Annotated in this window: 23 protein-coding genes; 16 read left to right on the top strand and 7 right to left on the bottom strand. The window is 68.0% G+C overall.

Translation table 11 applies throughout. From position 1 onward, the window contains the following. The first annotated feature begins 41 nt into the window (after positions 1–41). Together ABEA24_RS21430 and sthA are read left to right on the top strand one after the other, a co-directional pair. On the top strand, positions 42–296 hold the full coding sequence (locus ABEA24_RS21430; RefSeq protein ID WP_345432731.1) for a hypothetical protein: 255 nt from the start codon (positions 42–44) through the stop codon (positions 294–296). Positions 297–326: 30 nt separating this feature from the next. Beyond that, complete coding sequence (sthA, locus tag ABEA24_RS21435; RefSeq protein WP_345432732.1) at positions 327–1,724, top strand: Si-specific NAD(P)(+) transhydrogenase; 1,398 nt, start codon at positions 327–329, stop codon at positions 1,722–1,724. Between the two features lie 44 nt (positions 1,725–1,768). Here sthA and ABEA24_RS21440 read toward each other — a convergent pair whose 3' ends face one another. From ABEA24_RS21440 to ABEA24_RS21450, 3 genes are all read right to left on the bottom strand, one after another. Continuing rightward, a complete protein-coding gene (locus tag ABEA24_RS21440) occupies positions 1,769–2,455 on the bottom strand; it encodes a FadR/GntR family transcriptional regulator (RefSeq protein ID WP_345432733.1) in 687 nt (228 codons plus the stop codon). Between the two features lie 296 nt (positions 2,456–2,751). Continuing rightward, positions 2,752–3,513, bottom strand: coding sequence for an RICIN domain-containing protein (locus tag ABEA24_RS21445; RefSeq protein ID WP_345432734.1), 762 nt, complete (start codon positions 3,511–3,513; stop codon positions 2,752–2,754). Between the two features lie 261 nt (positions 3,514–3,774). Continuing rightward, the gene (locus tag ABEA24_RS21450) at positions 3,775–4,698 is read right to left on the bottom strand and encodes a LysR family transcriptional regulator (RefSeq protein ID WP_345432735.1); all 924 of its coding nucleotides are present in this window, start codon (positions 4,696–4,698) and stop codon (positions 3,775–3,777) included. 116 nt (positions 4,699–4,814) lie between these two features. On the opposite strand from ABEA24_RS21450, the gene ABEA24_RS53610 reads away from it, so the two are divergent. The 7 genes from ABEA24_RS53610 (at position 4,815) to ABEA24_RS21480 (ending at position 11,703) form a co-directional block, all read left to right on the top strand. After that, positions 4,815–5,081, top strand: coding sequence for a type 1 glutamine amidotransferase family protein (locus tag ABEA24_RS53610; RefSeq protein WP_425551213.1), 267 nt, complete (start codon positions 4,815–4,817; stop codon positions 5,079–5,081). After that, the gene (locus tag ABEA24_RS53615; protein WP_425551214.1) at positions 5,026–5,277 is read left to right on the top strand and encodes a type 1 glutamine amidotransferase family protein; all 252 of its coding nucleotides are present in this window, start codon (positions 5,026–5,028) and stop codon (positions 5,275–5,277) included. The genes ABEA24_RS53610 and ABEA24_RS53615 overlap by 56 nt, the downstream gene beginning before the upstream one ends. Before the next feature lie 2 nt (positions 5,278–5,279). After that, positions 5,280–5,810: a TetR/AcrR family transcriptional regulator gene (locus ABEA24_RS21460; protein ID WP_345432736.1), complete on the top strand. Its 531-nt coding sequence runs from the start codon at positions 5,280–5,282 to the stop codon at positions 5,808–5,810. A 51-nt stretch (positions 5,811–5,861) separates the two neighbouring features. Continuing rightward, entirely contained in the window at positions 5,862–6,875 is a 1,014-nt protein-coding gene (locus ABEA24_RS21465) for an NADP-dependent oxidoreductase (protein ID WP_345432737.1), read from the top strand. A gap of 120 nt (positions 6,876–6,995) precedes the next feature. Further along, a complete protein-coding gene (locus ABEA24_RS21470) occupies positions 6,996–7,757 on the top strand; it encodes an SDR family NAD(P)-dependent oxidoreductase (RefSeq protein ID WP_345432738.1) in 762 nt (253 codons plus the stop codon). 511 nt (positions 7,758–8,268) lie between these two features. Beyond that, the gene (locus tag ABEA24_RS21475) at positions 8,269–10,092 is read left to right on the top strand and encodes an RICIN domain-containing protein (RefSeq protein ID WP_345432739.1); all 1,824 of its coding nucleotides are present in this window, start codon (positions 8,269–8,271) and stop codon (positions 10,090–10,092) included. A gap of 129 nt (positions 10,093–10,221) precedes the next feature. Then, complete coding sequence (locus ABEA24_RS21480; RefSeq protein WP_345432740.1) at positions 10,222–11,703, top strand: endo-1,4-beta-xylanase; 1,482 nt, start codon at positions 10,222–10,224, stop codon at positions 11,701–11,703. A 141-nt stretch (positions 11,704–11,844) separates the two neighbouring features. Here ABEA24_RS21480 and ABEA24_RS21485 read toward each other — a convergent pair whose 3' ends face one another. Then, positions 11,845–12,576, bottom strand: a complete 732-nt coding sequence (locus ABEA24_RS21485) for a TetR/AcrR family transcriptional regulator (RefSeq protein ID WP_345432741.1) — start codon at positions 12,574–12,576, stop codon at positions 11,845–11,847. A gap of 86 nt (positions 12,577–12,662) precedes the next feature. Here ABEA24_RS21485 and ABEA24_RS21490 point away from each other — a divergent pair, with 86 nt between their 5' ends. The 4 genes from ABEA24_RS21490 to ABEA24_RS21505 are packed head-to-tail and all read left to right on the top strand — an operon-like array spanning position 12,663 to position 15,854. Continuing rightward, complete coding sequence (locus ABEA24_RS21490) at positions 12,663–14,165, top strand: MDR family MFS transporter (RefSeq protein WP_345432742.1); 1,503 nt, start codon at positions 12,663–12,665, stop codon at positions 14,163–14,165. 8 nt (positions 14,166–14,173) lie between these two features. Continuing rightward, a complete protein-coding gene (locus ABEA24_RS21495; protein ID WP_345432743.1) occupies positions 14,174–14,512 on the top strand; it encodes a DsbA family oxidoreductase in 339 nt (112 codons plus the stop codon). After that, on the top strand, positions 14,502–15,089 hold the full coding sequence (locus tag ABEA24_RS21500; RefSeq protein WP_345432744.1) for an NADPH-dependent FMN reductase: 588 nt from the start codon (positions 14,502–14,504) through the stop codon (positions 15,087–15,089). Before ABEA24_RS21495 ends, ABEA24_RS21500 begins: the two co-directional genes overlap by 11 nt. A 9-nt stretch (positions 15,090–15,098) precedes the next feature. Further along, complete coding sequence (locus ABEA24_RS21505; RefSeq protein WP_345432745.1) at positions 15,099–15,854, top strand: SDR family NAD(P)-dependent oxidoreductase; 756 nt, start codon at positions 15,099–15,101, stop codon at positions 15,852–15,854. A 143-nt stretch (positions 15,855–15,997) separates the two neighbouring features. Here ABEA24_RS21505 and ABEA24_RS21510 read toward each other — a convergent pair whose 3' ends face one another. The 3 genes from ABEA24_RS21510 to ABEA24_RS21520 all read right to left on the bottom strand — a co-directional run bounded on the left by ABEA24_RS21510 (position 15,998) and on the right by ABEA24_RS21520 (position 21,850). After that, a complete protein-coding gene (locus tag ABEA24_RS21510; protein WP_345432746.1) occupies positions 15,998–18,376 on the bottom strand; it encodes a ricin-type beta-trefoil lectin domain protein in 2,379 nt (792 codons plus the stop codon). 86 nt (positions 18,377–18,462) lie between these two features. Next, positions 18,463–20,856: a ricin-type beta-trefoil lectin domain protein gene (locus ABEA24_RS21515; RefSeq protein ID WP_345432747.1), complete on the bottom strand. Its 2,394-nt coding sequence runs from the start codon at positions 20,854–20,856 to the stop codon at positions 18,463–18,465. Positions 20,857–21,043: 187 nt separating this feature from the next. Then, positions 21,044–21,850 (bottom strand): FadR/GntR family transcriptional regulator, encoded by an 807-nt coding sequence (locus ABEA24_RS21520; protein ID WP_345432748.1) that lies wholly within the window; start codon positions 21,848–21,850, stop codon positions 21,044–21,046. 375 nt (positions 21,851–22,225) lie between these two features. On the opposite strand from ABEA24_RS21520, the gene ABEA24_RS21525 reads away from it, so the two are divergent. From ABEA24_RS21525 to ABEA24_RS21535, 3 genes are read left to right on the top strand one after another with little or no spacing between them, the layout of a single operon-like run. Then, the gene (locus tag ABEA24_RS21525; RefSeq protein ID WP_345432749.1) at positions 22,226–23,599 is read left to right on the top strand and encodes an ABC transporter substrate-binding protein; all 1,374 of its coding nucleotides are present in this window, start codon (positions 22,226–22,228) and stop codon (positions 23,597–23,599) included. After that, on the top strand, positions 23,596–24,516 hold the full coding sequence (locus tag ABEA24_RS21530) for a carbohydrate ABC transporter permease (protein ID WP_345432750.1): 921 nt from the start codon (positions 23,596–23,598) through the stop codon (positions 24,514–24,516). Before ABEA24_RS21525 ends, ABEA24_RS21530 begins: the two co-directional genes overlap by 4 nt. Continuing rightward, on the top strand, positions 24,506–25,459 hold the full coding sequence (locus tag ABEA24_RS21535; RefSeq protein WP_345432751.1) for a carbohydrate ABC transporter permease: 954 nt from the start codon (positions 24,506–24,508) through the stop codon (positions 25,457–25,459). The genes ABEA24_RS21530 and ABEA24_RS21535 overlap by 11 nt, the downstream gene beginning before the upstream one ends. Positions 25,460–25,504: the final 45 nt, after the last annotated feature.

Here is a 25,504-nt window from a genome sequence, read left to right on the forward strand (position 1 = left end):
GCGGAACGTCCCGCTCTGGCCCGGCGAGAGAGGCCGACTTTGTGATCTACAACGTAAAGGCGGTCGGCTTCTCAGGCCACGCGAAGGTGGCATTGCCGCTTCTGTCGACCGAGGTCCGCGAAAAGCTAGATCATTGCGCCGATGCCGGTCAGACTGGGGCGGTGTACGACTTCGACGTGCTCGTCCTGGGAACGGGACCCGGCGGTCAGAAGGCCGCCATCGCGGCGGCGAAGCGTTCTCTCTTGTACGCGCGTGTTGCAGCCGCGGCCTCGGCCGGATCGTCGGCATGCCGGTGAATGAGTTCCTTGGTCAGGAGGTCTGTACCGATGTATGACTTTGACTTTCTTGTGCTCGGCTCCGGTCCGGGAGGCCAGAAGGCGGCCATCGCTGCGGCAAAGTTGGGCAAGCGGGTCGCGATCGTTGAGAAGCGGCACATGGTCGGCGGGGTCTGCATCAATACCGGCACCATTCCGTCGAAGACCCTCCGGGAGGCGGTGCTCTACCTGACGGGGCTCAACCAGCGGGATCTGTATGGGGCGAGCTATCGGGTGAAGGACGAGATCACGGTCGCCGATCTTGGTATGCGTACGCAGCATGTGATCGGGCGAGAGATTCAGGTGATCCGTAGTCAGCTCAGTCGCAACGACGTGACGATGCTGGAGGGGACCGGCCGGTTTCTGGACGAGCACACGATCGGGGTCGGCGAGGAGAAGAAGGTCACCGCCGAGAGGATCGTGATCGCGACGGGAACATCGCCGGCCCGTCCGTCCAGTGTGGAGTTCGACGATCGGACGGTAATCGACTCCGACGCGATCCTGCACCTTGACCAGGTGCCTAAGACACTCGTTGTGGTTGGCGCAGGCGTCATAGGCATTGAGTACGCCTCGATGTTCGCGGCGCTGGGCACCAAGGTGACCGTGGTCGAGCGCCGGGAGCGGATGCTGGAGTTCTGCGACCTGGAGATCGTCGAGGCGCTGAAGTACCACCTGCGGGATCTGGCCGTGACGTTCCGGTTCGGCGAGACCGTCGCCGCGGTCGAGCGACGGCCGCATGGGGCGCTGACCGTGCTGGAGAGCGGCAAGAAGATCCCGGCGAACTGCGTGATGTACTCGGCGGGGCGCCAGGGCAAGACGGCCGAGCTGAATCTGGAAGAGGCGGGCCTCACCGCCGACGAGCGGGGCCGTATCGCGGTCGACGAGTACTTCCGCACCGCCGTGCCGCACATCTACGCGGTCGGCGACGTGATCGGCTTCCCCGCGCTGGCCGCGACGTCGATGGAACAGGGACGGCTGGCGGCCCAGCACGCGTTCGGCGAACCGGTCGCGGACATGCAGGAGCTCCAACCGATCGGCATCTACACGATCCCCGAGATCAGCTTCGTCGGGAAGTCCGAGGACGACCTGACGCGTAAGAAGATTCCGTTCGAGGTCGGCATTTCGCGGTACCGCGAGCTGGCCCGGGGACAGATCATCGGCGACTCGTACGGAATGCTCAAGCTGCTGGTCTCCCCGGACGACCGCCGCCTGCTGGGCGTGCACGTCTTCGGCACCGGTGCCACCGAGCTGGTGCACATCGGCCAGACGGTGATGGGCTGCGGGGGAACGGTCGACTACCTCGTCAACGCGGTGTTCAACTACCCGACCCTGGCCGAGTCGTACAAGGTCGCCGCCTTGGACGCCATGAACAAGATCCGGGCGATCACCGAGCTTACGGCCGAGTTGTGACTACGCCATCGAACGTGACGCCGGCACCACAAAACTGGCGATGGTCAATGGCGCAGGTGCTCCCTCAGCCACTGCTCGGTGTTGCTGACGTGCAGCAGCGCGGCGGCCTGGCTGAGGGCCGCGTCGCGGGTGGACAGGGCGTTGAAGATCGCCTCATGTTCGGCGAGGGTCCGCCCCGCGGCCTGGGTGTCGACCAGACCGCGCCAGATACGGGCGCGCAACGTGCGGCCGGAGACGCCCTCCAGGAGGGTGAGCAGGATCTCGTTGCCGGTGGCTGAGACGACGGCGCGGTGGAACGCCGCGTCGTGGGCGTTGAGTTGCTCGACGTCTTCGCGTGCCTCGCGCATGGCGTCCAGGTGCCGCTTCACCTCGGCCAGCTGCTCCTCGGAGATCCGGGTGGCGGCCAGCGCGGTGGCGATCGGTTCGAGGAGCCGTCGTACCTCCATGAGGTCCTGGAGGGCGGTCGAGTCGCCCTGCAGCAGTTCGACCGCGCCGCCCAGACCTTCCAGGAGCAGGCTCGGCTGCAGGCTGGTCACATAGGTGCCGGCACCCCGCCGGACCTCCAGGACCCGCGCGACGGCCAGCGCCTTGACGGCTTCGCGGGCGAGGTTGCGGGACAGGCCGAGCTGGGCGGCCAGATCCGGTTCCGGTGGCAGCTTCGAGCCCGGTGGCAGCGCTCCGGTGCGGATCAACTCACGGATCTGCTCAATGGCCCTGTCCGTCAAAGACAACGCGAACTCCCTCCGTGCCCGTTCGCCGCGGGCACGGCCGGCCTGAACAGTCCTTGGGCGCGGAGATCGTCCCAGAGACCTTCGAGGATGTGCTGCCGGTGGAGTTTCACGTTCCGTACGACCTGTTCCGGGTCCCGCATACCAAGGGTGATATTGATGATAGTGGGATGGGTGTACGAGAAGGCGATCGTCTCCAAGCGGTCCAGGCCTAGGTCGCTGAGTGGTTCTGTTCTGCTGGAGCCGGGCGTGGGGACCGGCGACCGTCGTCGGTCCCCACGCCCGTAGCCGTCACACTCCTACGGGCTGCCATTCCTGGTTGGCGCCGCCGTTGGAGGGCCACTGGATGATCTTGGCGCGGTCGGCGGTGGCCCGCTCTGCACGTCCGCGCACAGTCCGCTCTTGATGTTGACGAGGCGGTAGTAGCCGCTGGTGGCCGCCGGGACGAGCTTCCACCACTGGTTGCTGCTGTTGGTGTCCGACCACTGGTCCAGCGCCGTGCCGGCGTTGGGGGAGCCCCCGGGATCGTCGAGCACCTTGCCGCTGTTGCGGTTGACCAGCTTGAAGGGACCGGTCAGCAGGCCGACCGTGATCGTGGTACTCGTTCCGGCGGTCAGCGACACGACCCGGGCGTGATTGCCGAGGGGTGACGTGGTGACCGCGGCTCCGGTGCCGACGGACGTGATGCCGCGCCGACAGATGAAGGTGACATCCTGGTTGATGTCCGAGGTGAGCTTGACGATGGCGGTGCGGGCCGACGTGTCCCAGGACAGCGATTGAACGGTGATGCGGTTCCGGCCGCGTACTCCATTGATGCTGCCCTTGGCCAGCTGGTCAGGGAGGGCGGGGAGGATCTCAAGGACGCCCGGACGGGTATAGATCAGCGCTTCGGCCGCGGCGGTCCAGCCGGGCCGGAGCGGAGCTCTTCGACGTAGATGTGGCCCTTGCGGCACGAGCCCGCGTGTCATGGCTCCCGTATGCGCGAGGATCGTGCAAGTGCCAGCGAGTATCGTTCTCACGTTTTCGCAGGTCACGTTGGTTGAATCGACGGCCTCTTCCATCGCGGCAGAGTAATGCAGCCATGAGTGCCAATTATGGCTTCGAGGCCACCCTGATCGGCGCGCCCGGAATGGGCAACCAGCTGGTTGAGACACCGACGTACCGCAAGGAAAGCTGGACCTTATCCGTGGCTGACGCTGGAAAATGGCCAGTGCCGGACTTAATGAATGCGTGGGATTCTCAATATGTTTTTCAATGCATAACGGGAGGGTCGGCTCGGTCTCTGGGAAAGTGTGCTGTTCAGCGGTCGCAAATGTGGCCGATCAGCATGAGTGTGTCACCCGGAGAAGGTGGTCGCGGACGAGGGTGACGTGGGGGAGGGGCTTGGCGCCGCTGCGCTGGGCGAGGAAGCCGGTGTTGATGGGGGCGTCTTCGGGGTCGAGGAGGAGCCGGAGCGTGCCGTTGGCGAGTTCGGCGGTGCATAGGTAGCGAGGGAGAACGGTGACGCCGAGACCTGCGACGGCGGCGGCTTTGACGGCTCGGAGGTCGGGGATGACCAGTGCGGGTTCGGCGACCAGGCGGGTGTCGAAGACGTGTCGCCAGTAGCGGCGAAGAATGGGCAGGTCGTCGGCGTAGGAGATGAGGGGGACGTCGGCGAGGGCGGCGGGGCCGTCGCGGGTGAGGAGGTCGTGGTCGACCTGGTCGGTCCAGTTGGGGGCGGCGACGAGCACGAAGTCCTCGTCGGCGAGGGGTTCGGAGGTCAGGGCGCGGCCGCGAGGGCGGATTGTGGAGACGACGAGGTCGTAGCGGCCTGCATGAAGCCCCACCAGGAGGTCCTCTGACAGGCCGGTGGTGATGCGGAGCCGGACCCCCTTCTCCAGCAGCGGGCCAAGGCTAGGGATGACGGTGGCGGCGAGGAACTCCGCAGGCCCGGCCAGAAGCACCGGCGGCTCGGGCACCGCCTGATCGGGGGTGCCACCGCCGGCGATCGCTTCCAGGGCGTCCATCGGGGCAGCGAGTCGGGCGGCCAGGTCGTCGGCCACGGGGGTGGGCGTCACGCCGCGGGGCAGTCGTTCGAATAGTTGGCGGCCCATGTGATCTTCCAGGGCGCGCAGCTGGGTCGTCACGGTCGGCTGGGAGAGACCGACGAGCCGGGCGGCGGCGGTCAGGGAACCGGCGCGGTAGACGGCCAGGAAGGTCCGTAGCTGCGTCAGATCCAGCGGGCCATTGGATTTTCTATCGCTCACCTAGAAGAGTCTATTTTGTGGCCGAGAGTGCGGGTCTTAACGTGAGGTGCCGGCGGATCGACGATCTGAGCGCGGAATGTCGAGCCGCCGGTCTACCGCATTCCAAGGAGACCCTGATGTCCAAGATTCTTTTTGTGGTGACCGGCGCGACCCATTGGACGCTCAACGACGGCACCCGGCATCCGACCGGCTTCTGGGCCGAGGAACTCCTGACTCCGTACAAGGCGTTCACCGAAGCGGGCCACGAGGTCGTCTTCGCCACGCCGGGCGGCGTGGCCCCGGCCGCCGACCCGGGCAGCCTCGCGCCGGAGGTCAACGACGGCCGCGATGCGCGCCGACGGCACCTCGGCCTTCGCCGGCCGGAAGATCACCGCTTTCTCTAACGAGGAGGAACGACAGGGCGGTCTGGCCGACAAGGCGATCTGGCTGCTGGAGGACCGGCTGAAGGCCATCGGCGCGGACGTGCAGGTCGCGGCCCCGTGGACGCCGAACGTGGTCATCGACGGCAGCCTTGTCACCGGCCAGAACCCGATGTCGTCCGGCCCGCTCGCCGCCGAACTGCTCAAGCAGCTGGGCTGACCGTGTCTGCAGACCGGCTCTCGGCGGTCTTGGACTCCACCTACGAGTGCTTGCTGCTGTGTGGGGTGCGCCGGACCACGATGGACGACATCGCCCACCGTATGGGCCTGTCCCGGTCAAGCCTCTACACCTACGTCCACAACAAGGACGAGGCGTTCCGCCTGCTCGCCGAGCGCCTGCACAGCCGGGCGTTCGAGGCGGCACAAGCCGCAGCCGCCCGCACCGACGCCACCGCCGAGGAACGGGCACTGGGGATCCTCACCGCCAAGCTCGACCTCGTACTGGCGCTCAGGGACTCCCCGCACGTCGCCGAACTCTTGGACGCCCGAGCCCGCCTGTTCGGCGACATCTGCACCGTCTTCACCGCCCGCCTGCGCACCCTCCTCACCGAGATCTTCAAGGAGGCGGGCACCGACCGCCCGCAGGATGCCGCCGACATCTGCCTGACCCTGGTGCACGGCTTCGAAAGCTCACCACAACAGGCCCACCTGATGCAGCCGGCCGCCGAAGCCGTCATCAACGGCCTCCTGTAACCCGTCCGGCGGGCTGCCTTCGCCATTCATGCTCATACCTGGAGTACTGCCGTGTCTGAAACAAGCCGCGAGATCCGCCTCGCCTCCCGCCCGGTGGGCGAACCGACCTCGGAGAACTTCTCAGTAGCCGACGTTCCGGTCGGCGAACCTGGCTCCGGCCAGGTCCTGGTCCGCAACACTTGGCTGTCGGTCGACCCCTACATGCGCGGTCGCATGAACGACGCCAAGTCCTACGTGCCGCCGTTCCAGATCGGCGAGCCGCTGCAGGGCGCGGCGGTCGGCGAAGTCGTCGCCTCCAACGCCGACCAGATCCCACTCGGAGCGACCGTGCTGCACTTCCTCGGCTGGCGGGAGTACGCGATCGTCGATGCCGCTGCGGTCCAGGTCCTCGACACCACGATCGCCCCCGCGCAGGCATACCTCGGCGCGCTGGGCATGGTCGCCCTCACCGCCTATGCGGGTCTCAAGCGCATCGCTCCTGTCAAGGAGGGCGACGTGGTGTTCGTCTCCGGTGCGGCCGGCGCGGTGGGCATCATCGCCGCACGGGTGGCCAAGCACTTCGGTGCGGCCAAGGTGATCGGCTCCGCAGGCGGCCCGGTCAAGGCCAAGCGGCTGGTGGAGGACTTCGGCTACGACGCCGCCATCGACTACAAGGCCGGCGATCTGGACGGTCAGCTCGCGCTCGCCGCTCCAGATGGCATCGATGTCTACTTCGACAACGTCGGCGGCGACCACCTGCGCGCCGCGATCAACGCCATGAACCGCGACGGCCGCATCGCCCTGTGCGGCGCGATCTCCGTCTACAACGCCACCACCCCGCCGCCCGGCCCCGACAACCTCTACCAGGCGATCGGAAAACGGCTCGCGTTGCGCGGCTTCATCGTCGGTGACCACCAGGACCTCGCCGCCGAATACGCCCAGCTGGCAGCCGCATGGCTGAAAGACGGTTCCCTCCAGTATGAAGAGACCATCGTCGACGGCATCGACAACACCGTCGAGGCATTCCTCGGCATGCTCAAGGGCACCAACACCGGCAAGATGCTCATCCGCCTCAAGTCAGCATGATTTTCAGCCGTCTCACGCCACGGTGAAACAGGTCGGCCCTGTACGGCCCTCCAGGGGGCCGTCGATCCCCTATCCCGTACGGCCCGGAGCAACGTAGCCGTTTATCGAAAGGCATGAACCATGACTTCTCGTCTTGAAGGAACCGTCGCTCTGGTCACCGGAGCCTCCAGCGGCATCGGCCACGCCACAGCATTGGAACTCGCCCGCGAAGGGGCATCGGTGGCCCTGGTCGGACGGCGCGAGGACCGGCTCACCGATCTGGCCGCGCAAATCTCCGACGCCGGCGGGCGGGCCTTGGTCGTGCCCGCCGACATCACCGACGCCCAGGCCGCCACAGAAGCGGTCGAGCGGACCGTCGAGGGCCTGGGCCGCCTGGACACCCTGGTCAACAACGCCGGTCTCATGCTGCTCGGGCCCGCCCCCGGCGCAAACCTGAACGACTGGCGGCGCATGATCGACATCAACCTCATGGGCCTGATGTACACCGCCCACGCGGCCGTTCCCCACCTGGTCAAGGCAGCCGCCGAGCAGCCGCGTCAGGTCGCCGATATCGTCAACATCGGCTCACTCGCGGGCCGCGCCGCCTTCGCCATGTCCGCGGTCTACAGCGCCACCAAGTTCGGCGTCGGCGCCTTCAGCGAGGCGCTACGCCAGGAACTCACCCGCCAGCACGTCCGCGTCTCCGTCATCGAGCCGGGCAGCGTCGACACCGAACTCCGCACCCACAACCCCGACGTCATCCAGCAGCAGATCGTCGCCGCTCTCGGCGACATCGAACGGCTGCAAAGCCACGACATCGCCGACGCCGTCGGCTACATCGTCACCCGCCCCCGGCACGTGGCCGTCGCCGAACTCCTCGTACGCCCCACCCAGCAGGCCTAAGCACCTCCCCGTCGAGGCGGTCGAAAGAACACAAGAGCACCTCAGAGAGAGGAGCGGGGGATGGCGCGATTAGCCGCCGTCCCCATGGCAAAGCGACCGCTCGCGCGTCCGCCAGGGCGCTGCGGCTCGATCGCCCTCGCGGCTTTCACCGTCCGTCGCGGTTGCACCGCAGGGGGCGTGCGGTGTGAAACTTTCGCGGCGCCGCATGGTCGGGGAGGAGCGTTCCGGCGAGTGCGGGTACCGCCGAGCAGCGGCTTTCCCGGCTGCCAGGTCACCACCCCGGCCGGGGGTGCGAACTCTGGCATTGACCCTCTCTCATCTCGGTCGTAATCTCCCAGCGAATCGATTCGCGAACCGGTTCGACATCGTTTGACCCACGCCAACCTCACGCATCGTCGCGCCTTGGCCGTCACCGCCGCCAGGCCGGCGGCACCGTACGAGTGGCGCGGCCGTGAGCCCGCTCGATCGCGTCATCCCGGGCCGCCCCGGACCGGAGGAAGGTTCGATGAGGATGAGAGGAAGACTGGGCCGTCTGATGATGGCGGCCGGAGTGGTGCTGGCGCTGGCGATTCCGTTGTCAGCGCCAGCGCAGGCCGCCACCGAGTCGATGAACGTGAACCTGGCCGCCACGACGCGGCCGTCGACCGGAGTGGGCGAAGGCTTCCTGTACGGCATCAACCAGGACGGCACGCAGCCGCCGGACCAGTACCTGCAGCCGCTCCACCCCAACGCCTACCGCGCCGGCGGGCACGTGAACCGGGCCTGGATCGGGGACGGTTACAAGTACGGCTCCCAGACGCAGACGGATGTCAACACGGTGATCGCGCAGGCCAAGCGCCTCGCCCCGTACAACACCGAGTTCCAGGTACTCGTCACCGACCTGTACGGCCTCGACGGAGGGCAGCCGTCCAACACGGTGTACCCGTGCGACAACGGTGACTGCTCCAACTGGGTGAGCTTCATCGACGCGACAGTGGGCGCGCTCCAGGCGTCCGGGCTGAAGTTCGCCTACGACATCGACAACGAGCCGGACATCTCCGTCTTCTGGAAGCGGGGCGTGAACAGTCCCCAGTACTTCCAGATGTGGGACACCGCCTACCGGGAGATCCGGCGCATCGCCCCGAACGCGAAGATCGTAGGGCCCTCACTCGCCTTCACCCCGCTGGGAAACCCGGGGGAGTGGCGGACGTGGCTGGCGCACGTCAAGTCCGCCGGCACGGTGCCGGATGAGATCACCAACCACGACGAGGGTGACGTCGACGACCCGGTGACCGTGGGGCAGGCCATCAACAGCGCGCTGGATTCCGCGGGAATCGCACGCCGCCCACTGTCGGCGAATGAGTACCAGCCTGCGGACCGGCAGACCGCCGGGGTGACGGCCTGGTACCTGGCCCGCTTCGCCCAGTCCGGCTACACCAACGCGATGCGCGGCAACTGGGTCTGCTGCCTGATCCCCAACCTGACCGGGATCGTCGCCGTGAACGGCGGCAGCTTCGCCGCCACCGGCAACTGGTGGGCGTTCCGCACCTACGCCGACCTCACCGGCGACCTGGTGTCCACCTCCGGGCAGGTCGGCAGCACGGCGATCTCCGCCGCCGCCGACAGCGCGAACAAGCGGGCCGTCGCCATCATCGGGGACTCCAACGGATACACCGGCGGCGCCTCGGTGACCTTCAGCGGACTGTCGTCGCTGCCCTGGCTGACCAACAACGGCAGCGTCCACGCCACCGTCTACCGGATCCCGGACCAGTCCCCGCTGAACGCGCGCCAAGTGGTCCTCGATCAGGATATGAGCGCCGCCGGCGGCTCCATCGCGGTGCCCGTCACGTTCCAGGCCTCACACGACGCGTTCGGCATCTACCTGACGCCGGCATCGGGCGGTGGCGGTGGTGGAACCGGCGCTTTCCCGAGTGGCTATCACCAGTTGGTGGTCGGTAGCGATGGGCTGTGTCTGGACGTGTACGGGAACACGAGTGCCTCGGGTGCGGCGATCGATCAGTGGTCTTGTAACGGGCAGTCGAATCAGCAGTTTCAGTTCGTGCCGGGGTCGAGTGGTTTTGGGGAGTTGCAGGCGCAGAACTCCGGTCTGGTGGTCGGGGTCGCGGGCGGTTCGACGGCGCAGGGCAGTCCGGACATCGTGCAGCAGGCCCGTAACGGTGCGGCGAGCACGATGTGGAAGCCGGTGGCGCAGTCCGATGGTTCGTGGTCGTTCCAGAACCAGAACAGCGGGTTGTGCCTGGACGTCTACGGCGCCGGCAGTAACCAGGGCCAGCAACTCGACCAGTGGCCGTGCAAGAACGCGGCCGGTACCAACCAGGACTTCACCCCCCGCTGACCACGGCGGCTTGACCCGGATCCCTCTTCGCCGGCGGGCGGGCACCGACCGCGCGTGTCGTGCCCGACTGCCGGAGCACGACTCCGTGCGGTGAGCGGAGAGAAACTTTCGTTCGAAAGGAGGTCGAATGTGACCGCGAGTGAAGGCGCGTTCAGACCCGGGGGTGTTCGGCTCGGTGGCTGGGCCGCCGCCGTGGTGACCGTCGCGGTGGCGATGGTCATGGCGCTCGGCGCCGCCGTGCCGGCGCGGGCGGCGACGACGCTGAGGGCTCTGGCGGAGGCGGACGGGCGGTACTTCGGTACCGCGCTGACGGCTGGGGACCTGGGCATCAGCGGCGAGATGAACGTCGCGACGGCGCAGTTCGACATGGTGACCCCCGGCAACGAGATGAAATGGGACACCACCGAGCCGTCTAACGGGAACTACAACTTCGGGCCGGGCGACCAGATCCTCAACTTCGCCCAGTCGCACAACATGCGGGTGCGCGGACACAACCTGGTCTGGCACTCGCAGCTACCGGGCTGGGTGTCCAGCCTGCCGTCCAGCCAGGTCAGGTCGGTGATGGAGTCGCACATCACCACGGAGGCCACGCACTACAAGGGCAAGGTGTACGCCTGGGATGTCGTCAACGAGCCGTTCAACGAGGACGGCAGCCTACGCGCGGATGTGTTCTACAACGCGATGGGCAGCGGGTACATCGCCGACGCGCTGCGCACGGCGCACGCCGCCGACCCGAACGCCAAGCTGTATCTGAACGACTACAACATCGAGGGCGAGAACGCCAAGAGCAACGGGATGTACAACCTGGCGCAGTCGCTGCTGGCTCAGGGCGTGCCACTGGACGGCATCGGACTCGAAAGCCACTTCATCGTCGGGCAGGTTCCCTCCTCGACGCTGGCCAACATGCAGCGGTTCGCCGCTCTTGGCCTGGACGTCGCGGTCACCGAGCTCGACGACCGCATCCAGTTGCCGGCGTCCGGCTCCGCCTTGGCGCAGCAGGCCACCGACTACAGCACCGTGGTCAAGGACTGCCTGACCGTCTCCCGCTGCGTCGGCGTCTCCCAGTGGGGTGTGGATGACGGGCATTCGTGGATTCCCGGCACCTTCCCCGGCTACGGCGCGGCCACCATGTACGACTCCAACTACCAGCCCAAACCCGCCTACAACGCCACCGTCGCCGCTCTCGGTGGCTCGCCTGGCGGTGGAGGCGGCTCCGGCAGCGGCGAGCTGCATGCGGTGGGCGCGGGAAAGTGCCTCGACGTTCCGAACTCCAGCACCACGGCGGGCACCCAGCCGCAGATCTGGACGTGCGCCGGAACGAGCAACCAGATCTGGACGCACACCGCCGCGAATGAGCTCACCGTCTACAGCGGCGGCACGACCATGTGCCTGGACGCTTACAACAAGCAGACGTCTGCGGGCACGAAGGTCGAGATCTGGCAGTGCAACGGCGGCACCAACCAGCAGTGGCAGGTCAATGCGAACGGCACCGTCACCGGCGTGCAGTCCGGCCTCTGCCTGGATGTGACCGGCGCGTCGACCGCCAACGGCGCCATGGTCGAGCTGTGGACCTGCAACGGCGGCAGCAACCAGCAATGGACCCTCGGATGACGAGCTGGACGCCGAGGCCGGCCGGCCGCCCCGACCGGCAGAGCCGGAGATGATGGGCGGCGTATCCCGCCGCCATGACACCTGAGGCCGTGGCCCGGGCCGGCACCGCGACGCCGGCCCGGGCCACGGCGCGACGGGGTGTCAGATGCGACCTTGCGCGCCGATTCCGTTGAGGACGCGTTCGAGCCCATGCTGGAAGCGCGCGGCGGGAGATAGGTGTGACATCCGGGATTCCAGTATGGACCGGTTGAACAGCGGATAGGCGCCCGACTCGACGACCTGTCGGACGTACGGCCCGACGTAATCGCGCTTCCATGTTTCCGGGTCCAAGCCGGTGCGGCGGGCTTCCTCCTGCCAGCCGATTTCGCGGCGGACCGCACTGTGGATGTAGTCGTTGAGCATGCCGACGTAACCGGCCATGTCGTCGATATCGAGGACGAACCCATCGAGTGCGGCCAGGGCGAACTCGTGCACACGCAGTAGCTGAGGGCCGAGGGTGGGGCGGCCGGAGAGCAGTGGGACGAGCCAGGGGTGGCGTAGTCCTGCGGCCCGCGCCTGGTGGGCGACCAGGGACAGGTCGGATCGCCAGTCGCCAGAGGGCTGGTCGGGGAGCTCGATCTCGCGGATCACCATGTCGATCATCAAATCGAACAGGTCGTCGCGCTTAGGAACATAGCGGTAGAGCGACATGGCGCCGGTGCCGAGTTCGCAGGCGATCCTGCGCATGGTCGTGGCCTCCAGACCCTCCGTGTCGGCGATCTGGACGGCCGTCCGGGTGATCTGGTCCCGGCTGTAGCCGGGGCGCCGTCCGGGCCCGGAGCGCTCCAGGCGTTCCGGTCGCATCCAGATGCTCGTCGGCTGGTCGTCGGACATCCACACGCTCCTTTCATTTGCGTACAGGGTACCTGAATGGCTATCGTCCCATTTCGAGTACGGGGTACGCGAAAGAAGGTCGAGCTGTGGGTTCATCTCTTCGTACGGGTGTGATCGGCGTGATGCTCGGCATGATCACTGCTCCGCTTGACGGCATGATGCTCGGGCCGGCCCTGCCGACGATCGTGGGAGATCTCGGTGGTCTGGAGTACTTCTCCTGGGTCGCGACCTCCTACCTGATCTGCATGGCCGCCGCGACGCCGATCTGGGGAAAGCTCGGTGACCTCTACGGGCGAAAGCCCGTTTACATGGCCTCGATCGTGCTGTTCCTGCTGGGCTCGGGGCTTTCGGGGATGTCGCAGGACATGATCCAGCTCATCGGCTTCCGTGCGGTGCAGGGGTTGGGTGCCGGAGGTCTGATGGTGGGTGCCCTGGCGCTCATCGCCGAGCTGGTGCCGCCCAGGCACAGCGGCAAGCTCATGGCGCTGTTCGGGACGATGATGCCGATCGCCTTCATCGCCGGCCCCCTGCTCGGAGGCCTGTTCACCGAACAGCTCAACTGGCGCTGGGCCTTCTACGTCAATCTGCCCGTCGGAGCCGTCGCCCTGCTGCTCATCGGCGGCGCCGTACGGCTGCAACCGCGACGGATCCGCGCCCGGATCGACTACCTGGGAGCGGTGCTGCTGACGACCGCCCTGGCGGCACTGAGCCTGATCGCGAGCTGGGGCGGCACACAGTACGGTTGGATGTCCGGCCCGATTCTCGCGCTGGCCCTGACCGGAGTGTTGTCGCTGGCCGCGCTGGTGAAGGTGGAACGGCGCGCCGTCGAGCCGATCGTGCCCTTGCGGCTGTTCGCCGACCGGAACTTCACCCTCGCCCAGATCGTGCGCTTCCTTGGCGGCGTCGGCATGGTGATCGCGGCCAACTTCCTGCCCCAGTACATGCAATTGGTCCAGGGCGCCTCGCCGATCGTCAGCGGCCTTCTGGTGCTGCCCTCGATGCTGGGCATGGTCGCCGTGCTGGTCGGCACCGGCCGGCTGATCAGCCGCACCGGCCGATACCGGATCTATCCGATCCTTGGCGGCGCCACCCTGGCCGTCGGCATGCTCCTGCTGCTCGTGCTCCGGCCGGGCACCAACCCGGTCCTCGCCTCCAGCCTCACCCTGGTCGGGGGCATCGGAGTCGGCCTGCTGACGCAGAGCACCACGATCATCACCGTCAACAGCGCCGAGCCACGAGACATGGGGGCGGCCAGCGGTTCCGTCACCCTCTGGCACACCATGGGCGCGTCACTGGGCGTGGCCGCCCTCGGCGCCCTGTACACCGGCCGTCTGCAGGACACCCTCGCACAACGCCTCGGCACCCGGACCGCCGATCGGATCGCCACCGGCCGGCTGACGGCACAGGCGCTCCAGCAGTACCCAGTGCCCGTGCGCGAGGCGGCCCGCGTCGCCGTCTCCGACGGCATCCATGCCATGGCCATCGGCGCCACCATCCTGGGCCTCATCGCCTTCGTCCTGGCCTGGTTCATTCGCGAGATCCCCTTGCGTGACCGGATGCCCGCCGAACCCGCCACGACGGCGGCATGAGGGTCCGCATGTCGTACGGACGACAGAGCGTGCACGTCCGCATCGTGTTGGACGTCATCTGCGCGCACTCCTACCTCGGCTACACCCGCCACTTCACCGACGGGCTCCACATCGGCGACGCTGCCACCCTTGCCCGCCTGGCCGCCGAGGTCGGCGTCGCCATGGACGACTTCCCGCCCGGCGAACTGCGCGCCCGGCTCCACCGGGTACGCGCCCTTGGCATCACCGCCGTGCCGGTCTTCCTGATCGGCTCCCTGCCACCGCTGACCGGAACCCAGACCGAGGACACCTTGTACGCGGCGCTCAAGGAAGCCGCGCAGACGAACGGAGAAGACCGTGACCGATAGACCGCTCAGACTCGCCGTCATCATCGGCAGCATCCGCGACGGCCGGTTCGGACCCACCGTGGCCACCTGGTTCGCCGGGGAGGCCGCACGCCGTACCGACATCGAGATCGACCTGATCGATCTGGCGGACGTACCGATCGGCGCGGCCGCCCCGTCCGTCTCGCCGCCACCGCAGGTGCTGACGGCCCTGGGCGATCTGACACCGCGGCTGGAAGCGGCCGACGGGTTCGTGGTCGTGACCCCTGAGTACAACCACAGCTACCCGGCGGCATTGAAGAACGCGATCGACTGGCACAACGGCCAGTTCCACGCCAAACCGGTGGCGTTCGTCTCCTATGGCGGCCTGGCCGGCGGACTGCGCGCCGTCGAGCACCTGCGCGCGGTCTTCGCCGAACTTCACGCCGTCACCACGAGGGACACGATCAGCTTCCACGGCACGTGGGAGTCCTTCGGCGAGGACGGCCGGCCCAAAGATCCGAACGGGCCGGCGATGGCCGCCAAGACGCTGCTCGACCAGCTGACCTGGTGGGCACGAGTGCTGCGCGACGCCAAGGCCACCACTCCCTACAACGCGTAACGGAAAGGCATGAACATGACGTCATTGACCGGAAAGACGGCGCTGGTGACCGGCGGGAGCAGGGGCATCGGCCGAGCCATCGCCACCCGGCTCGCGGGGGAGGGGGCTCGGGTCGCCGTGCACTACGGCAGCAACCACACCGCGGCGAAGGACACGGTCTCGGCCATCGAAACGGCGGGCGGGCAGGCCTTCGCCGTCCGCGCCGAGCTGGGTGCACCAGGAGACGCCGAAACGCTGTGGGCCGCGTTCGACGCCCACGCCGACGGCCTCGACATCCTGGTCAACAACGCCGGAATCCTCGGCGACCAAGCCGAGATCGACGGCGTGACCAGGGAGGGCTTCGAGCGGCTGTTCGCGGTCAACACGACGGCACCGTTCTTCATCACCCGACTCGCCCTGCCGCGGCTGCGCGACGGCGGCCGGATCATCACGGTCGGCACCATGCTGACCCGGGGCCCGGCCATGCCACGGGCGATCGACTACGCAATGTCCAAGGCGGCCCTCGACGTGCTCACCTCGACGCTCGCCAAGCAACTGGGCCCGCGCGGCATCACGGTCAACATCGTCGCACCAGGAGTGATCGACACCGACATGCACCAGGGACGGCTGGTCGGCGATGCCCTGACGTGGCTGGAGTCCCTGTCGCCGCTGGGCCGGCTGGGAACGCCGGAGGATGTCGCCGACACGGTGGCGTTCCTGGCCTCCGACGACAGCCGCTACATGACCGGCCACCGCCTGGACGTGTCAGGCGGGACGGCCATATAGCCCGAAGAGCCGTCACGGCGTCTACGCCGGGCCCCGGCACCCGCGGAGTGGCGGGTGCCGGCGGAGAACGGCGCCGGCCGGACGTCTCCGCTCGTCCGGCCGGCACGATCACAGGGCGAATGGCGTGAATGCGGGTTACGGGTTCAGTTCTGGGTCCACTTCTGGTTGCTTGCGCCGTTACAGGTCCCGAGGACCATCAGCGTGCCGTTGGCGGTTCCGGAGCCGTTCGGGTTCAGGCACAGGCCGGACTGCACGCCGATGATCGTGCCGTCGGCGTTCAGGTTCCACTGCTGGTTGGTCCCGCCGTTGCAGTCCCAGATGAGCACCCGGGTGCCCGCGGACGTGCCGGCGCCCTCGGCGTCCAGGCACTTGGAGCCGTACACCTGCAACTGCTTCGACGAGGTGGACGTCCACTGCTGGTTGGTCCCGCCGTTGCAGTCCCACAGCTCGACCTGGGTGCCGTTGTTCTGCGAGACGTTCGGGACGTCCAGGCACCGGTCAGAGGCGGAGTTGACCAGCGCGGACGTCGATCCGCCCGTACCGCCGCCCGAGCCGGGGGTGATCTTGAGATTGTCGAACTGCGCGGTCTCGCCCTGGCTGGTTCCCAGGCCGATCTGGCCGGCTCCGTAGGTCGAGTCGTTCACCGAGCCGAGGGAGTTGCCGTCGACGGCGGCGGTGATGGTGCCACCGGAGAAGCCGAGGGCGAGGGTGTGCCACCGGTTCGTGCCGAGTGCGGAGGTCGTGCCGCTGCGCAACGTGGTCCACTGCGCGCTGGTGTTGGAGCGCAGGATCGACCACGAACCCGTGTCGCTGACCCGCAGGTAGTAGGCGTTCAGCCCGTTCGGATCGCCTGTGCTCTGCGAGCCGGCGCGGCCGATGAGTTCGGCGTATCCGGACTTCTCCAGCAGCACGTCGGAGGAGACCGTGTAGTTGTTCCAGTTGGTGTTGCCCAGCAGCGCGTACGGGTCGGAGATCGGCTTCCACCCGATCGCGGCCTGCGTGCTCGCCTGGCGGACGCACATGCCGGAACGGCCGCCGCCGCAGGCGCTCGCCTCGAACGCGCCCTGCATGTCCATGAGGTACTTCGCCTCGTGGCCGGCGGTGGAGGCGTCGAAGTCGTCGCTGTACGGCAGGTCGAGCGAGCTCTGCGGCGGGCCGGCGGCGGTGCCCTTGCCCTGGCCGGTCGTGGTCGTGACGGTGTAGAGGTAGCCGGGCTGGACGGTCAGTGTGTAGTTGCCGCCGGACGGGGTGATGTCGGTGGTGTGCACGAGGTAGTCGGCGGGGTTGCCGGAGTTGAGGTTGGTCGCCCACACGTGCACCGCCCCGGTGGACAGGCCGCCGGTGGCGCTGAAGTTCAGCGTCTGGGCGCCGGTGGCGTCCGCGGTCTCGATGATCGTGCTGTAGTCGGTGTTGTTCGTCGACTTCAGCGACACGTAGCTGCCGTTGTTCCGGTTGCCGCCGAGGTAACCGCTGGAGGAGTCGAGGTACTTCCACCCGGGCGCGGTGAACTGGGTGGTGTGCGCCAGCGCCCAGGTGTCCTTGCCGACCGAATAGTGCCCCGACCACGGCTGGTTCGCCAGGATCAGCCCCACGGTCGGCCACGGGATGTTCGGAGTGACCGACGCGATCAGGTCCCAGTTGAGGTAGGCGGTCATCTTCCCGTCGATGTAGGACCGGTTGACGCCCCGGGCCAGCGGTGCGGCGCCCCCGTTGTAGTCCTGCGATCCGTTCTCGCTCGACCACAGCGTCTTGCCGGAGTTGATGAAGTTCGACGGCACCGAGCACGAGGTCTGCGCGCTCAGATATCCGCATGGGTAGTGCCCGCTCAGCACGTCCACGTCGTTACGGAAGGTGGCGTTGCTCGCGACCTGGTCGGCCCCGACCCAGGCGCCCGGGTACTGGTCACCGACGATGATCTTGATGTTCGAGTAGCCGGCCGAGTTCAGCGCGTTGCGGAGGTTGATCGTCCAGTTGACGTCCCAGAGCTTCTCGTTCTGGGCGGCCGTGAGGTAGTCGATCGACAGGTTGTGCTGCTTGGCGCAGCCCAGCCACGACACCAGATAGTTGATCATGTCGGTGGACAGGAACGTGCCGCTCCCGATCCACCCCGGCGCGCCCCAGGCCAGCCCGACCAGCTTGATGTTGGGATTGCGCGCCTTGGCCTGCTCCATGATCCACCACTCGTAGCCGCGGTCGCAGTTCAGGTCGCCGCGGAAGTGGGAGTGGCTCGGCTCGGCGCCGCTGGTGGAGTTGGTGTCGCCGCCGATCTCCGCCTTCAGGATCTGCAGGGAGGCGCCGTAGCCGGGTTTGAACAGGTAGTCGAGGATCTGGCCGCGCTGCGGTTCGGGGTAGTCGATCAGCAGCCGGCTGTTGCCGCCGCCGCCGCTGACCGCGCCGACGCCGTCGAACGTACGGCCGCCCGACGCGCCGTTGACGGTGATCGAGGTGGCCGCCCGGGCCGGAGTCGTCGCAGCGCCCACGAGGCCGCTCGCGGCCAGGACGACGCCGACGACCACGATCATTGAGACTCTTAGCCGCCGGAGCAATCGGCTGATTCCTGGCATGGGGATTCGTTCCTTTCTGGGGGTGGTTGGAACGAGTCGGCCGATCAGGTACGCGTCCATTGCTGGTTGCTGCCGCCGTTGCAGGTCCAGATCTCCACTGCGGTGCCGTTCGCGGTGCCCCGGCCGGTGACGTCCAGGCACAGCCCCGAGCCGACCCCGACCACGGTGCCGTCGGCGTTCAGGCGCCACTGCTGGTTCGTCCCGCCGTTGCAGGTCCAGATCTCCACCCGGGTTCCCGGGCTGGTGGCGTTGTTCGGCACGTCCAGGCACTTCCCGCCGTACACGGTCAGTTCGTTGCTCGCGTTCAGGGTCCACTGCTGGCCGGCGCCGCCGCTGCAGTCCCAGATCTGCAGGAGGGTGCCGTCGCTCTGGCTGCCGTTGGGCACGTCCAGGCACCGGTTGGATCCGACGCCGCGGAGCACGCCGGTGTCCCCACCGCCACCGGACTGGGAGCCCGTGCCCGCGTTCGAGATCACGGACTGGGCGCCCGCGGGCCAGGCGCCGTTGCTGACCTGGGTGTTGCCGTAGACCGTGTTTCCACGGTCGCCGTTGTTGATGTTGGTGCCGCCGTTGCTGTACCAGTTGTTGGTGAGGGTGAGCGTGCCGGTGTTGTTGTTGGCGTTGGCGTTCATCGTCGCCCAGACGCCGCCGGTGCTGGAGAACACGTTGCCCGTGGCGGTGAAGTACCGCGAGCCCTCGTCGAAGTACAGGCCGAAGTAGCCGTTGGTCCGCAGGCAGTAGTTGCCGCTGATGCGCCCGTTCGGGTTCGCCGACAGTCCGTAGATGCATCCGCCGTCGTTCATCTGCTGCATGACGTCGTGCACGTAGTTGTCGGTGATCTGGTTGTTCGACGCGGTCGTGGCGGTGCTGTAGCGCGGCTGGTAGTTGTAGAGGCCGCGGTTCGCGTAGTCGTTGCTGCCGCCGGCGTCGTTGGCACCCCAGCCGAATCCGTCCGAGATGCCGGAGTACGGCATGTTGTAGACCTCGTTGTGGGAGATCGTGGCGTTGGTGACGTACGTGGGCAGGAACGAGCTGCTGTCGCGGTAGTCGATGCCGACGTCGTGCACCGTGTTGTAGCTGATCGTGATGTCCCGGTTGATCATCCGCGAGTCGCTGGGGTGGTGCGCGTCGGCCTGCACGCCGCCGGCCAGGATGGCGCCGGCCGCGTCACCGCTGAACGTCGACTTGGTGACGGTGATGGAGCCGGCACCCAGGCCGACGCCGCTGGCGTGGGCGTTGGCGTCGTTGCCGATGCCCATCGCGATCTGGCCCAGGTTGACGAACTGGTCGCCGCTGAAGGCGATGTGGTCGGCGGCCGAGACCTGCACCGCGCCCGGCATCTGGCTCCAGTGCGGCCGGGCGGCCTCGAACGCGGTGCAGCCCGAGTTACACGATCCGAACGTCGGCCATGACCAGTTCCCGGCGAGGTAGCCACCGGTCTGCTGGTCCGCGAAGCCCTGGTTGCTGGACGGCCCCAGCCAGCTCGTCCCGGTGAAGGTGATGCCGGAGAAGGAGATGTCGTGGGCGGGGGCGTCGTAGGTGCCGCCGACGTCCAGCAGCGACTGCAGCCGCGGCAGCTCCACGTCGGCGCTGCTCATGTTCTGCCCGGACCGCGGAATGTAGTACAAGGCGCCGGTACCGGTGTTGAGGTACCACTCGCCGGGTGAGTCGAGGAACTCGTAGGCGTTCTCCACGTACAGCGGGCCCGCACGGAACGGGTTGGTGAACGTGTCCCACCCGAAGGTGTTGTTGTTCCAGGCCGGCTGCTGCATCGTGATCTGGTTACCGCCGATGCTCTGCACGGTTACGTACCGGTCGGTCCAGGAACCGATGGCCTCGACCTCGACGCGGTTCTGGTTCGCCAGGTTGTTGAGGTATCCCAGGGCGCTGTTGGAGAAGTGCAGGCCGCTGCTGTTGGCGGTGAAGTCGGAGCGGTTCACCTGGGTACGGGCTCTGATGGCCGGCGCGCCGTCGACGTAGAGCTGCCGGGTGTCGAAGCCGGTCCCCACGCTCGCCTTCCAGATGTTCTTGGACGAGTCGGCCAGGCTCCATCCGGTAACCGCCTGGGCGCCGGTGACCACCGGATGCGCCCCGGAAGCAGCCTGCCAGCTGACGGTGTGACCGCCGGTGCCGGAGTCGGTCGCGGTGAACCGCAATGGCGCGGTCTGCCGGTAGACGCCGTCGGCGAGCTGCACGACGATGTCGCCGGACATCCCGCCGTTCATCGACCGCACCGCCGCCTGCGCGCCCGCCAGTGAGCACGGCGCTGCGGAGGTACAGGCGCTGCCACTGCCCGACGGCGAGGCATAGATCGTCGTGGTGGCCGCCGATGCGGGAGCCGCCGGGGAGATGAGGGTGAATGCCGCGGCCAGTCCGACGGCGGCGGTTCTGGCCGCGGCCGCCCATCTGCGGCGGCCGAACGGAAGTGAGGAAGACATGACGGAATGCCTCTCAGGACGGGGACGGCCCTGCTGGTGGCCGCCGATGGCTCGACCTTTCGAATCGATTCGCTAGCACCGGTTCGAGCGGATGGTATGACCGGTGATCAAGGGGGTCAATGGCCTTTCACGGGCCTTTCGAACCGATTCGGCGACGCGCAGCCCCGTTCCCAAGCCAGGCGGGGGATCAGCCGAAGACGCGGCGCTGGATCTCCCGCCGGTAGTCCTCGAGCGTGTTGTCCAGGTGGACGGCGGCGGCGCGGGCGGCCGCGTCCGGGTCGCCGTCGCGGATCGCCTGGTAGATCGCGGCGTGCTCCTCGACCGCCTCCTCCGCGTGGCCGCCGACCGTGCCGTGCAGCCCGATGGCGCTGGATTGGCGCTGCAGGCGGCGGGCCTCGCGGACCGCCGCGACGAGGAACGGGTTGTGCGAGGCGGTGGCGATGCCGAGGTGGAAGTCGTCGTCGCCGCGGTCGAACAGCGCGGACTGCCCGGTCGCGTGGCCTTCGCGGCAGGTTTCGGCCGCGGTCTCGATGGCGCGCAGCTCGGCGGGGGTGGCCAGGGTCGCGGCCAACCGGCTGGCCGCGGTCTCCTGTACCCGGCGGAACTCGAACAGCATGTACACGTGGTCGAGGTCCGTCGGCAGGAAGAAACCCCCCCAGCGCGACGAGCCGAGCATGCCCTCGTCGTCCGCGACGTAGAGCCCGCGGCCTTTCTGCGCGCGTACCCGGCCGATCGCGGAGAGGATTTTGACGGCATCGTGCACGACCGTCCGGCCGGTACCGAGCCGCGCGGCCAGCTCGTTCTCGGTGGGCATGCGGTCACCGGGGTGTAGCCGTAGCTCGGCGATGAGCTCGAGGATCTGTTCGGCCACCAGCTCGTAGCGGGGCCGGTACGCACCGGCTCGCTGCGCGCCGTCCCGTTCCCGCGCGGACCCATCGGCCGGCGCCGATACGGGCGTGCCGTCCACCGGGCTGCCTCCTTCGTCGCGGTCCACACCGAGAGTATGGCCCATCGCCACACCATTGCGGAGAGCATACATATCCGGCGGCTGAGGTCGGTAGATAAGTATGACTCATCCTCTGTCCGATCCTGCGGGTCCCGAGGATTCACACGTCAAGCGGCTAGGAACATCCACTGCCCGTAACATGCTCGAAAAAATAGGTGTGCTTATCCTCTTGACTGTCAGAGTGTGCGGGCGCTCTCATGGGGCCACGACGAATCGCCAGGTTTGCCGTGATAAGGGGGTGATCGAGGTGGCCGTGCGGACCATCTCGGTCATGCGGGGGCTCCCAGATGAGTCGGACACATATCGCCTGCCGTCGCCTGCGAGATCCGGCCGGCGGGCGCCCGTACGTCAGTGGAGCAGCTCATGACAGTGAAGGTCCGCGCCGACGGCGCGAGGACATCGGGCAGGGCCCGCCGGCGCGCCGCGTTCATGGCCCTCGGCAGCGCATTCGTCCTGGCGGCTGCCGCGGCCTGCGGCAGCGGGTCCGGTGGCACCACCGGCGGCACCCAGGGCGGGTTCCGCGAGGCGCCACAGACCGCCGGTCCGCTGACGGTGTGGGTCGACTCGACGCGACTCGCGGCCGCCCAGCTGTACCAGAAGCAACACCCCACGGTGAAGATGGACATCGTCACCTACGACGGGGACGCCAACGGCTCGAACTACCTGCAGACCAAGGTGAGCCTGTTCAACCGCACCCGCAAGGGCTGGCCGGACGTCGTCTTCAGCACGCAGAACAACGAGGCCTCCTGGGCGGTGCAGGCGGGCTTCACCGCCCCGCTGAACAAGGGCCTGATCCCGCAGTCGACCCTCTCCGGATGGGCCCCGAACGCCAATGCCCCGTGCACGGTGAACGGAACGCTGTACTGCCTGCGCAACGACCTGTCCCAGACGGTGCTCTGGTACAACGCCCCGCTCATGAAGAAGTGGGGCTACGAGGTCCCCAAGACATGGGAGGGCTTCGAGGCGCTGGGCCAGAAGGTCGCCGCCCAGCACCCCGGCTACCTGGTCGGCTCGGCGGGCGACAGCTTCACCCCGGAGATCTACATGTGGGCCGGCAAGTGCGGCGCCAACCAGATCACCGGCTCCCGGTCGATCACCGTCGACACCACCAGCGCGAACTGCACCCGCATGGCGTCGCTGCTGGACACCCTGGTCAAGAACCACACCATGACGATGAGCAGCGTGTTCAGCTCCGACTTCGACAAGAACCAGGCCGACAAGATCCTGATGCTGCCCGGCCCGGCATGGTTCGGCGGCGCGCTCTTCCAGGGCACGTTCAAGACCCCCGCCGGCCAGGTCGCGGCCGCCCCGATGCCGCAGTGGTCCGGCGACCCGAACCCCACCGTGGGCAACGTCGGTGGTGGCACCTGGCTGCTGTCGGCGCACAGCGCTCATATCAAGCCGGCCACCGACTTCCTCACCTGGGTGACCACCGCGAACGACTACCAGGGGAAGGTCGCCCCCGGCTATCCCGCGTACGCGTCCGCAGCCAGGACGTGGCTGGCGAACCAGACCGCGTCCCACTACTACGCGAACGACATCTCCGGGCCTCTCCAGACCGCGGCCGGCCAGGTGTGGTCCGGTTGGGGCTACGGGCAGTTCAGCCAGGAGGCGATCTGGGCGGCCACCGTCACCCCGGGGATGACCGCCGGCAAGACCGTCGTCTCGCTGCTCCCCGCCTGGAAGACCGCCATCGCGAACTACGCGCGGGCCGACGGGTACAAGGTCGGCCCGTGAGTACACCCTCCACCACCGTCGGCGGCCGGGCCGGCGCACCGCGCGCACGACGCGCGTGGTGGCCCGGCCGGGCCGGCCACGCCTTCGTCGCCCCGTACGTCGTGCTGCTGATCGCGTTCGGCGTCGTCCCGACGGTCTACGCGATCGACTTCGCCTTCACCGACGCGACGGGTCGCTTCGCGGGCCTGGCGAACTTCACCTCCGCGGCGGCCGACTTCCGGTTCGTCCCGGCGATCGGCCACGTGGCGCTGTACCTGCTCTTCTGGCTCGTCGCGCTGGTCGTGCTGGTGGTCGGGCTCGCGCTGTTGCTGCACGGCCTGACCGCGCGCGCCGCCGACCGGACGCTGCGGTTCCTGTACTACATCCCCGGGGCGCTGGCCGGGGCGGCGAGCGTGATGGTCTGGCTGTTCATGCTCGACCCGGCGGTGAGCCCGGCCGGCTTCCTGCTGCGCGCCTTCGGCCTCGGCACCTTCCCCCAGGTCATCGCGCCCGGACACCTGCCCATCCTGCTCGCCGTCATCGCGTTCTGGACCGGCGCGGGCGGCTGGATCGTCGTCATGTACGGCGCGCTGAACACCATCTCCACCGACGTTCTGGAGGCGGCGCGGATCGACGGGGCCGGGCCCTGGCAGATCGCCCGCCGCATCCAGATCCCACTGCTGCGCAAATGGATCGTCTACATGGTGATCCTCGCCTTCGCCGTCGGCACGCAGTTGTTCGTCGAGCCGCAACTGCTGTCGCAGGCGAGCAACGGCGTCGCCGGCCGGGACTACTCGCCGAACCAGCTCTCCTACGACTTCGCCTTCCAGAACAACAACGTGAACACCGCCGCGGCCGTCTCGGTCGAGCTGCTGGTGGTCGGGCTCGTGGTCGCGGGCCTGTTCGTCGCCCGATCGGGGTTCTTCGATGCCGACTGACACACGGCGGCGTCCCGCCGGGTCCGCCCGCGCCGGCGCCGCACGGGAGGCGGCGAGCCGGAGACGACCGCGCCGCGCCGCCCGCCGGCGGCCGCCGAACCCGCTGCGCGCCCTCGTGCTCGTCGCGTTCCTGCTGTTCTTCTTCGTCCCGGTGCTCTGGCTGGCCCTGGCCGCCACCAAGACCGACGCGCAGCTCGTGCACGGCAACCCGTTGTCTTTCGGGTCCTGGTCGGCACTGCGCCACAACTGGGACAGGCTGACGGCGTACCAGGACGACGCGATCCTCCTGTGGCTGCGGAACTCGGCGCTGTACTCGTTCCTCGCCCTCGCGATCACGCTGGCCGTGACGATCCCGGCCGGCTACGCGCTCGCGATGACCGAGTTCCGCGGCCGGCGCACCCTCCTCCTGGCCACCCTCGTCGTGATGCTGATGCCGAACGCGACGCTGGTGGTGCCGCTCTTCCTCGAGATCAACGCGGTGCACCTGGTCGGCTCGATGTGGTCGATCGTGCTGCCGTACGCGTTCTATCCCTTCGGCGTGTACCTGACCTACATCTACTTCAGCACCGCGTTGCCCAGGGAGCTGCTGGCCGCCGCGAAGCTCGACGGCTGCTCGGAGTTCGGCGCGTTCCGGCGCATCGCCCTGCCGCTGGCCGCGCCGGTCGTCGCGCTGGTCGGCTTCTTCGGCTTCGTCGCCAACTGGACCAACTACTTCCTGCCCTACGTCCTGCTGCCCGAGAGCCGCCAGTTCCCCGTTCAGGTCGGTCTCGGGACGCTGCTCGACAACGTCCCCCAGTTCAACCCGACCGCCGGCACGCTCGCGGTCGAGCGGCCCGAGCTCGCCCTGGCGACGCTGCTGGCGATCACACCGGTGCTCGCCGTATTCGTCTTCTCCCAGCGCTTCCTGGTCGCCGGAATGCTCGCCGGCGCGACGAAGGACTGACCCGACCGGCCGCCCCGCGGCGACACGTACACGCGTCCACGCTCC

This window comes from Actinoallomurus vinaceus (assembly GCF_039542055.1).
Taxonomy (GTDB): domain Bacteria; phylum Actinomycetota; class Actinomycetes; order Streptosporangiales; family Streptosporangiaceae; genus Actinoallomurus; species Actinoallomurus vinaceus.

What these genes read in the sequence shown, in the direction of transcription:
- sthA (WP_345432732.1), top strand. Translation starts at nt 327, where the DNA reads ATGTATGACTTTGACTTTCTTGTGCTCGGCTCCGGTCCGGGAGGCCAG.
- ABEA24_RS21445 (WP_345432734.1), bottom strand. Translation starts at nt 3,513, where the DNA reads ATGGAAGAGGCCGTCGATTCAACCAACGTGACCTGCGAAAACGTGAGA.
- ABEA24_RS53610 (WP_425551213.1), top strand. Translation starts at nt 4,815, where the DNA reads ATGTCCAAGATTCTTTTTGTGGTGACCGGCGCGACCCATTGGACGCTC.
- ABEA24_RS53615 (WP_425551214.1), top strand. Translation starts at nt 5,026, where the DNA reads ATGCGCGCCGACGGCACCTCGGCCTTCGCCGGCCGGAAGATCACCGCT.
- ABEA24_RS21470 (WP_345432738.1), top strand. Translation starts at nt 6,996, where the DNA reads ATGACTTCTCGTCTTGAAGGAACCGTCGCTCTGGTCACCGGAGCCTCC.
- ABEA24_RS21475 (WP_345432739.1), top strand. Translation starts at nt 8,269, where the DNA reads ATGAGAGGAAGACTGGGCCGTCTGATGATGGCGGCCGGAGTGGTGCTG.
- ABEA24_RS21485 (WP_345432741.1), bottom strand. Translation starts at nt 12,576, where the DNA reads ATGTCCGACGACCAGCCGACGAGCATCTGGATGCGACCGGAACGCCTG.
- ABEA24_RS21495 (WP_345432743.1), top strand. Translation starts at nt 14,174, where the DNA reads ATGTCGTACGGACGACAGAGCGTGCACGTCCGCATCGTGTTGGACGTC.
- ABEA24_RS21505 (WP_345432745.1), top strand. Translation starts at nt 15,099, where the DNA reads ATGAACATGACGTCATTGACCGGAAAGACGGCGCTGGTGACCGGCGGG.
- ABEA24_RS21510 (WP_345432746.1), bottom strand. Translation starts at nt 18,376, where the DNA reads ATGATCGTGGTCGTCGGCGTCGTCCTGGCCGCGAGCGGCCTCGTGGGC.
- ABEA24_RS21515 (WP_345432747.1), bottom strand. Translation starts at nt 20,856, where the DNA reads ATGTCTTCCTCACTTCCGTTCGGCCGCCGCAGATGGGCGGCCGCGGCC.
- ABEA24_RS21525 (WP_345432749.1), top strand. Translation starts at nt 22,226, where the DNA reads ATGACAGTGAAGGTCCGCGCCGACGGCGCGAGGACATCGGGCAGGGCC.
- ABEA24_RS21535 (WP_345432751.1), top strand. Translation starts at nt 24,506, where the DNA reads ATGCCGACTGACACACGGCGGCGTCCCGCCGGGTCCGCCCGCGCCGGC.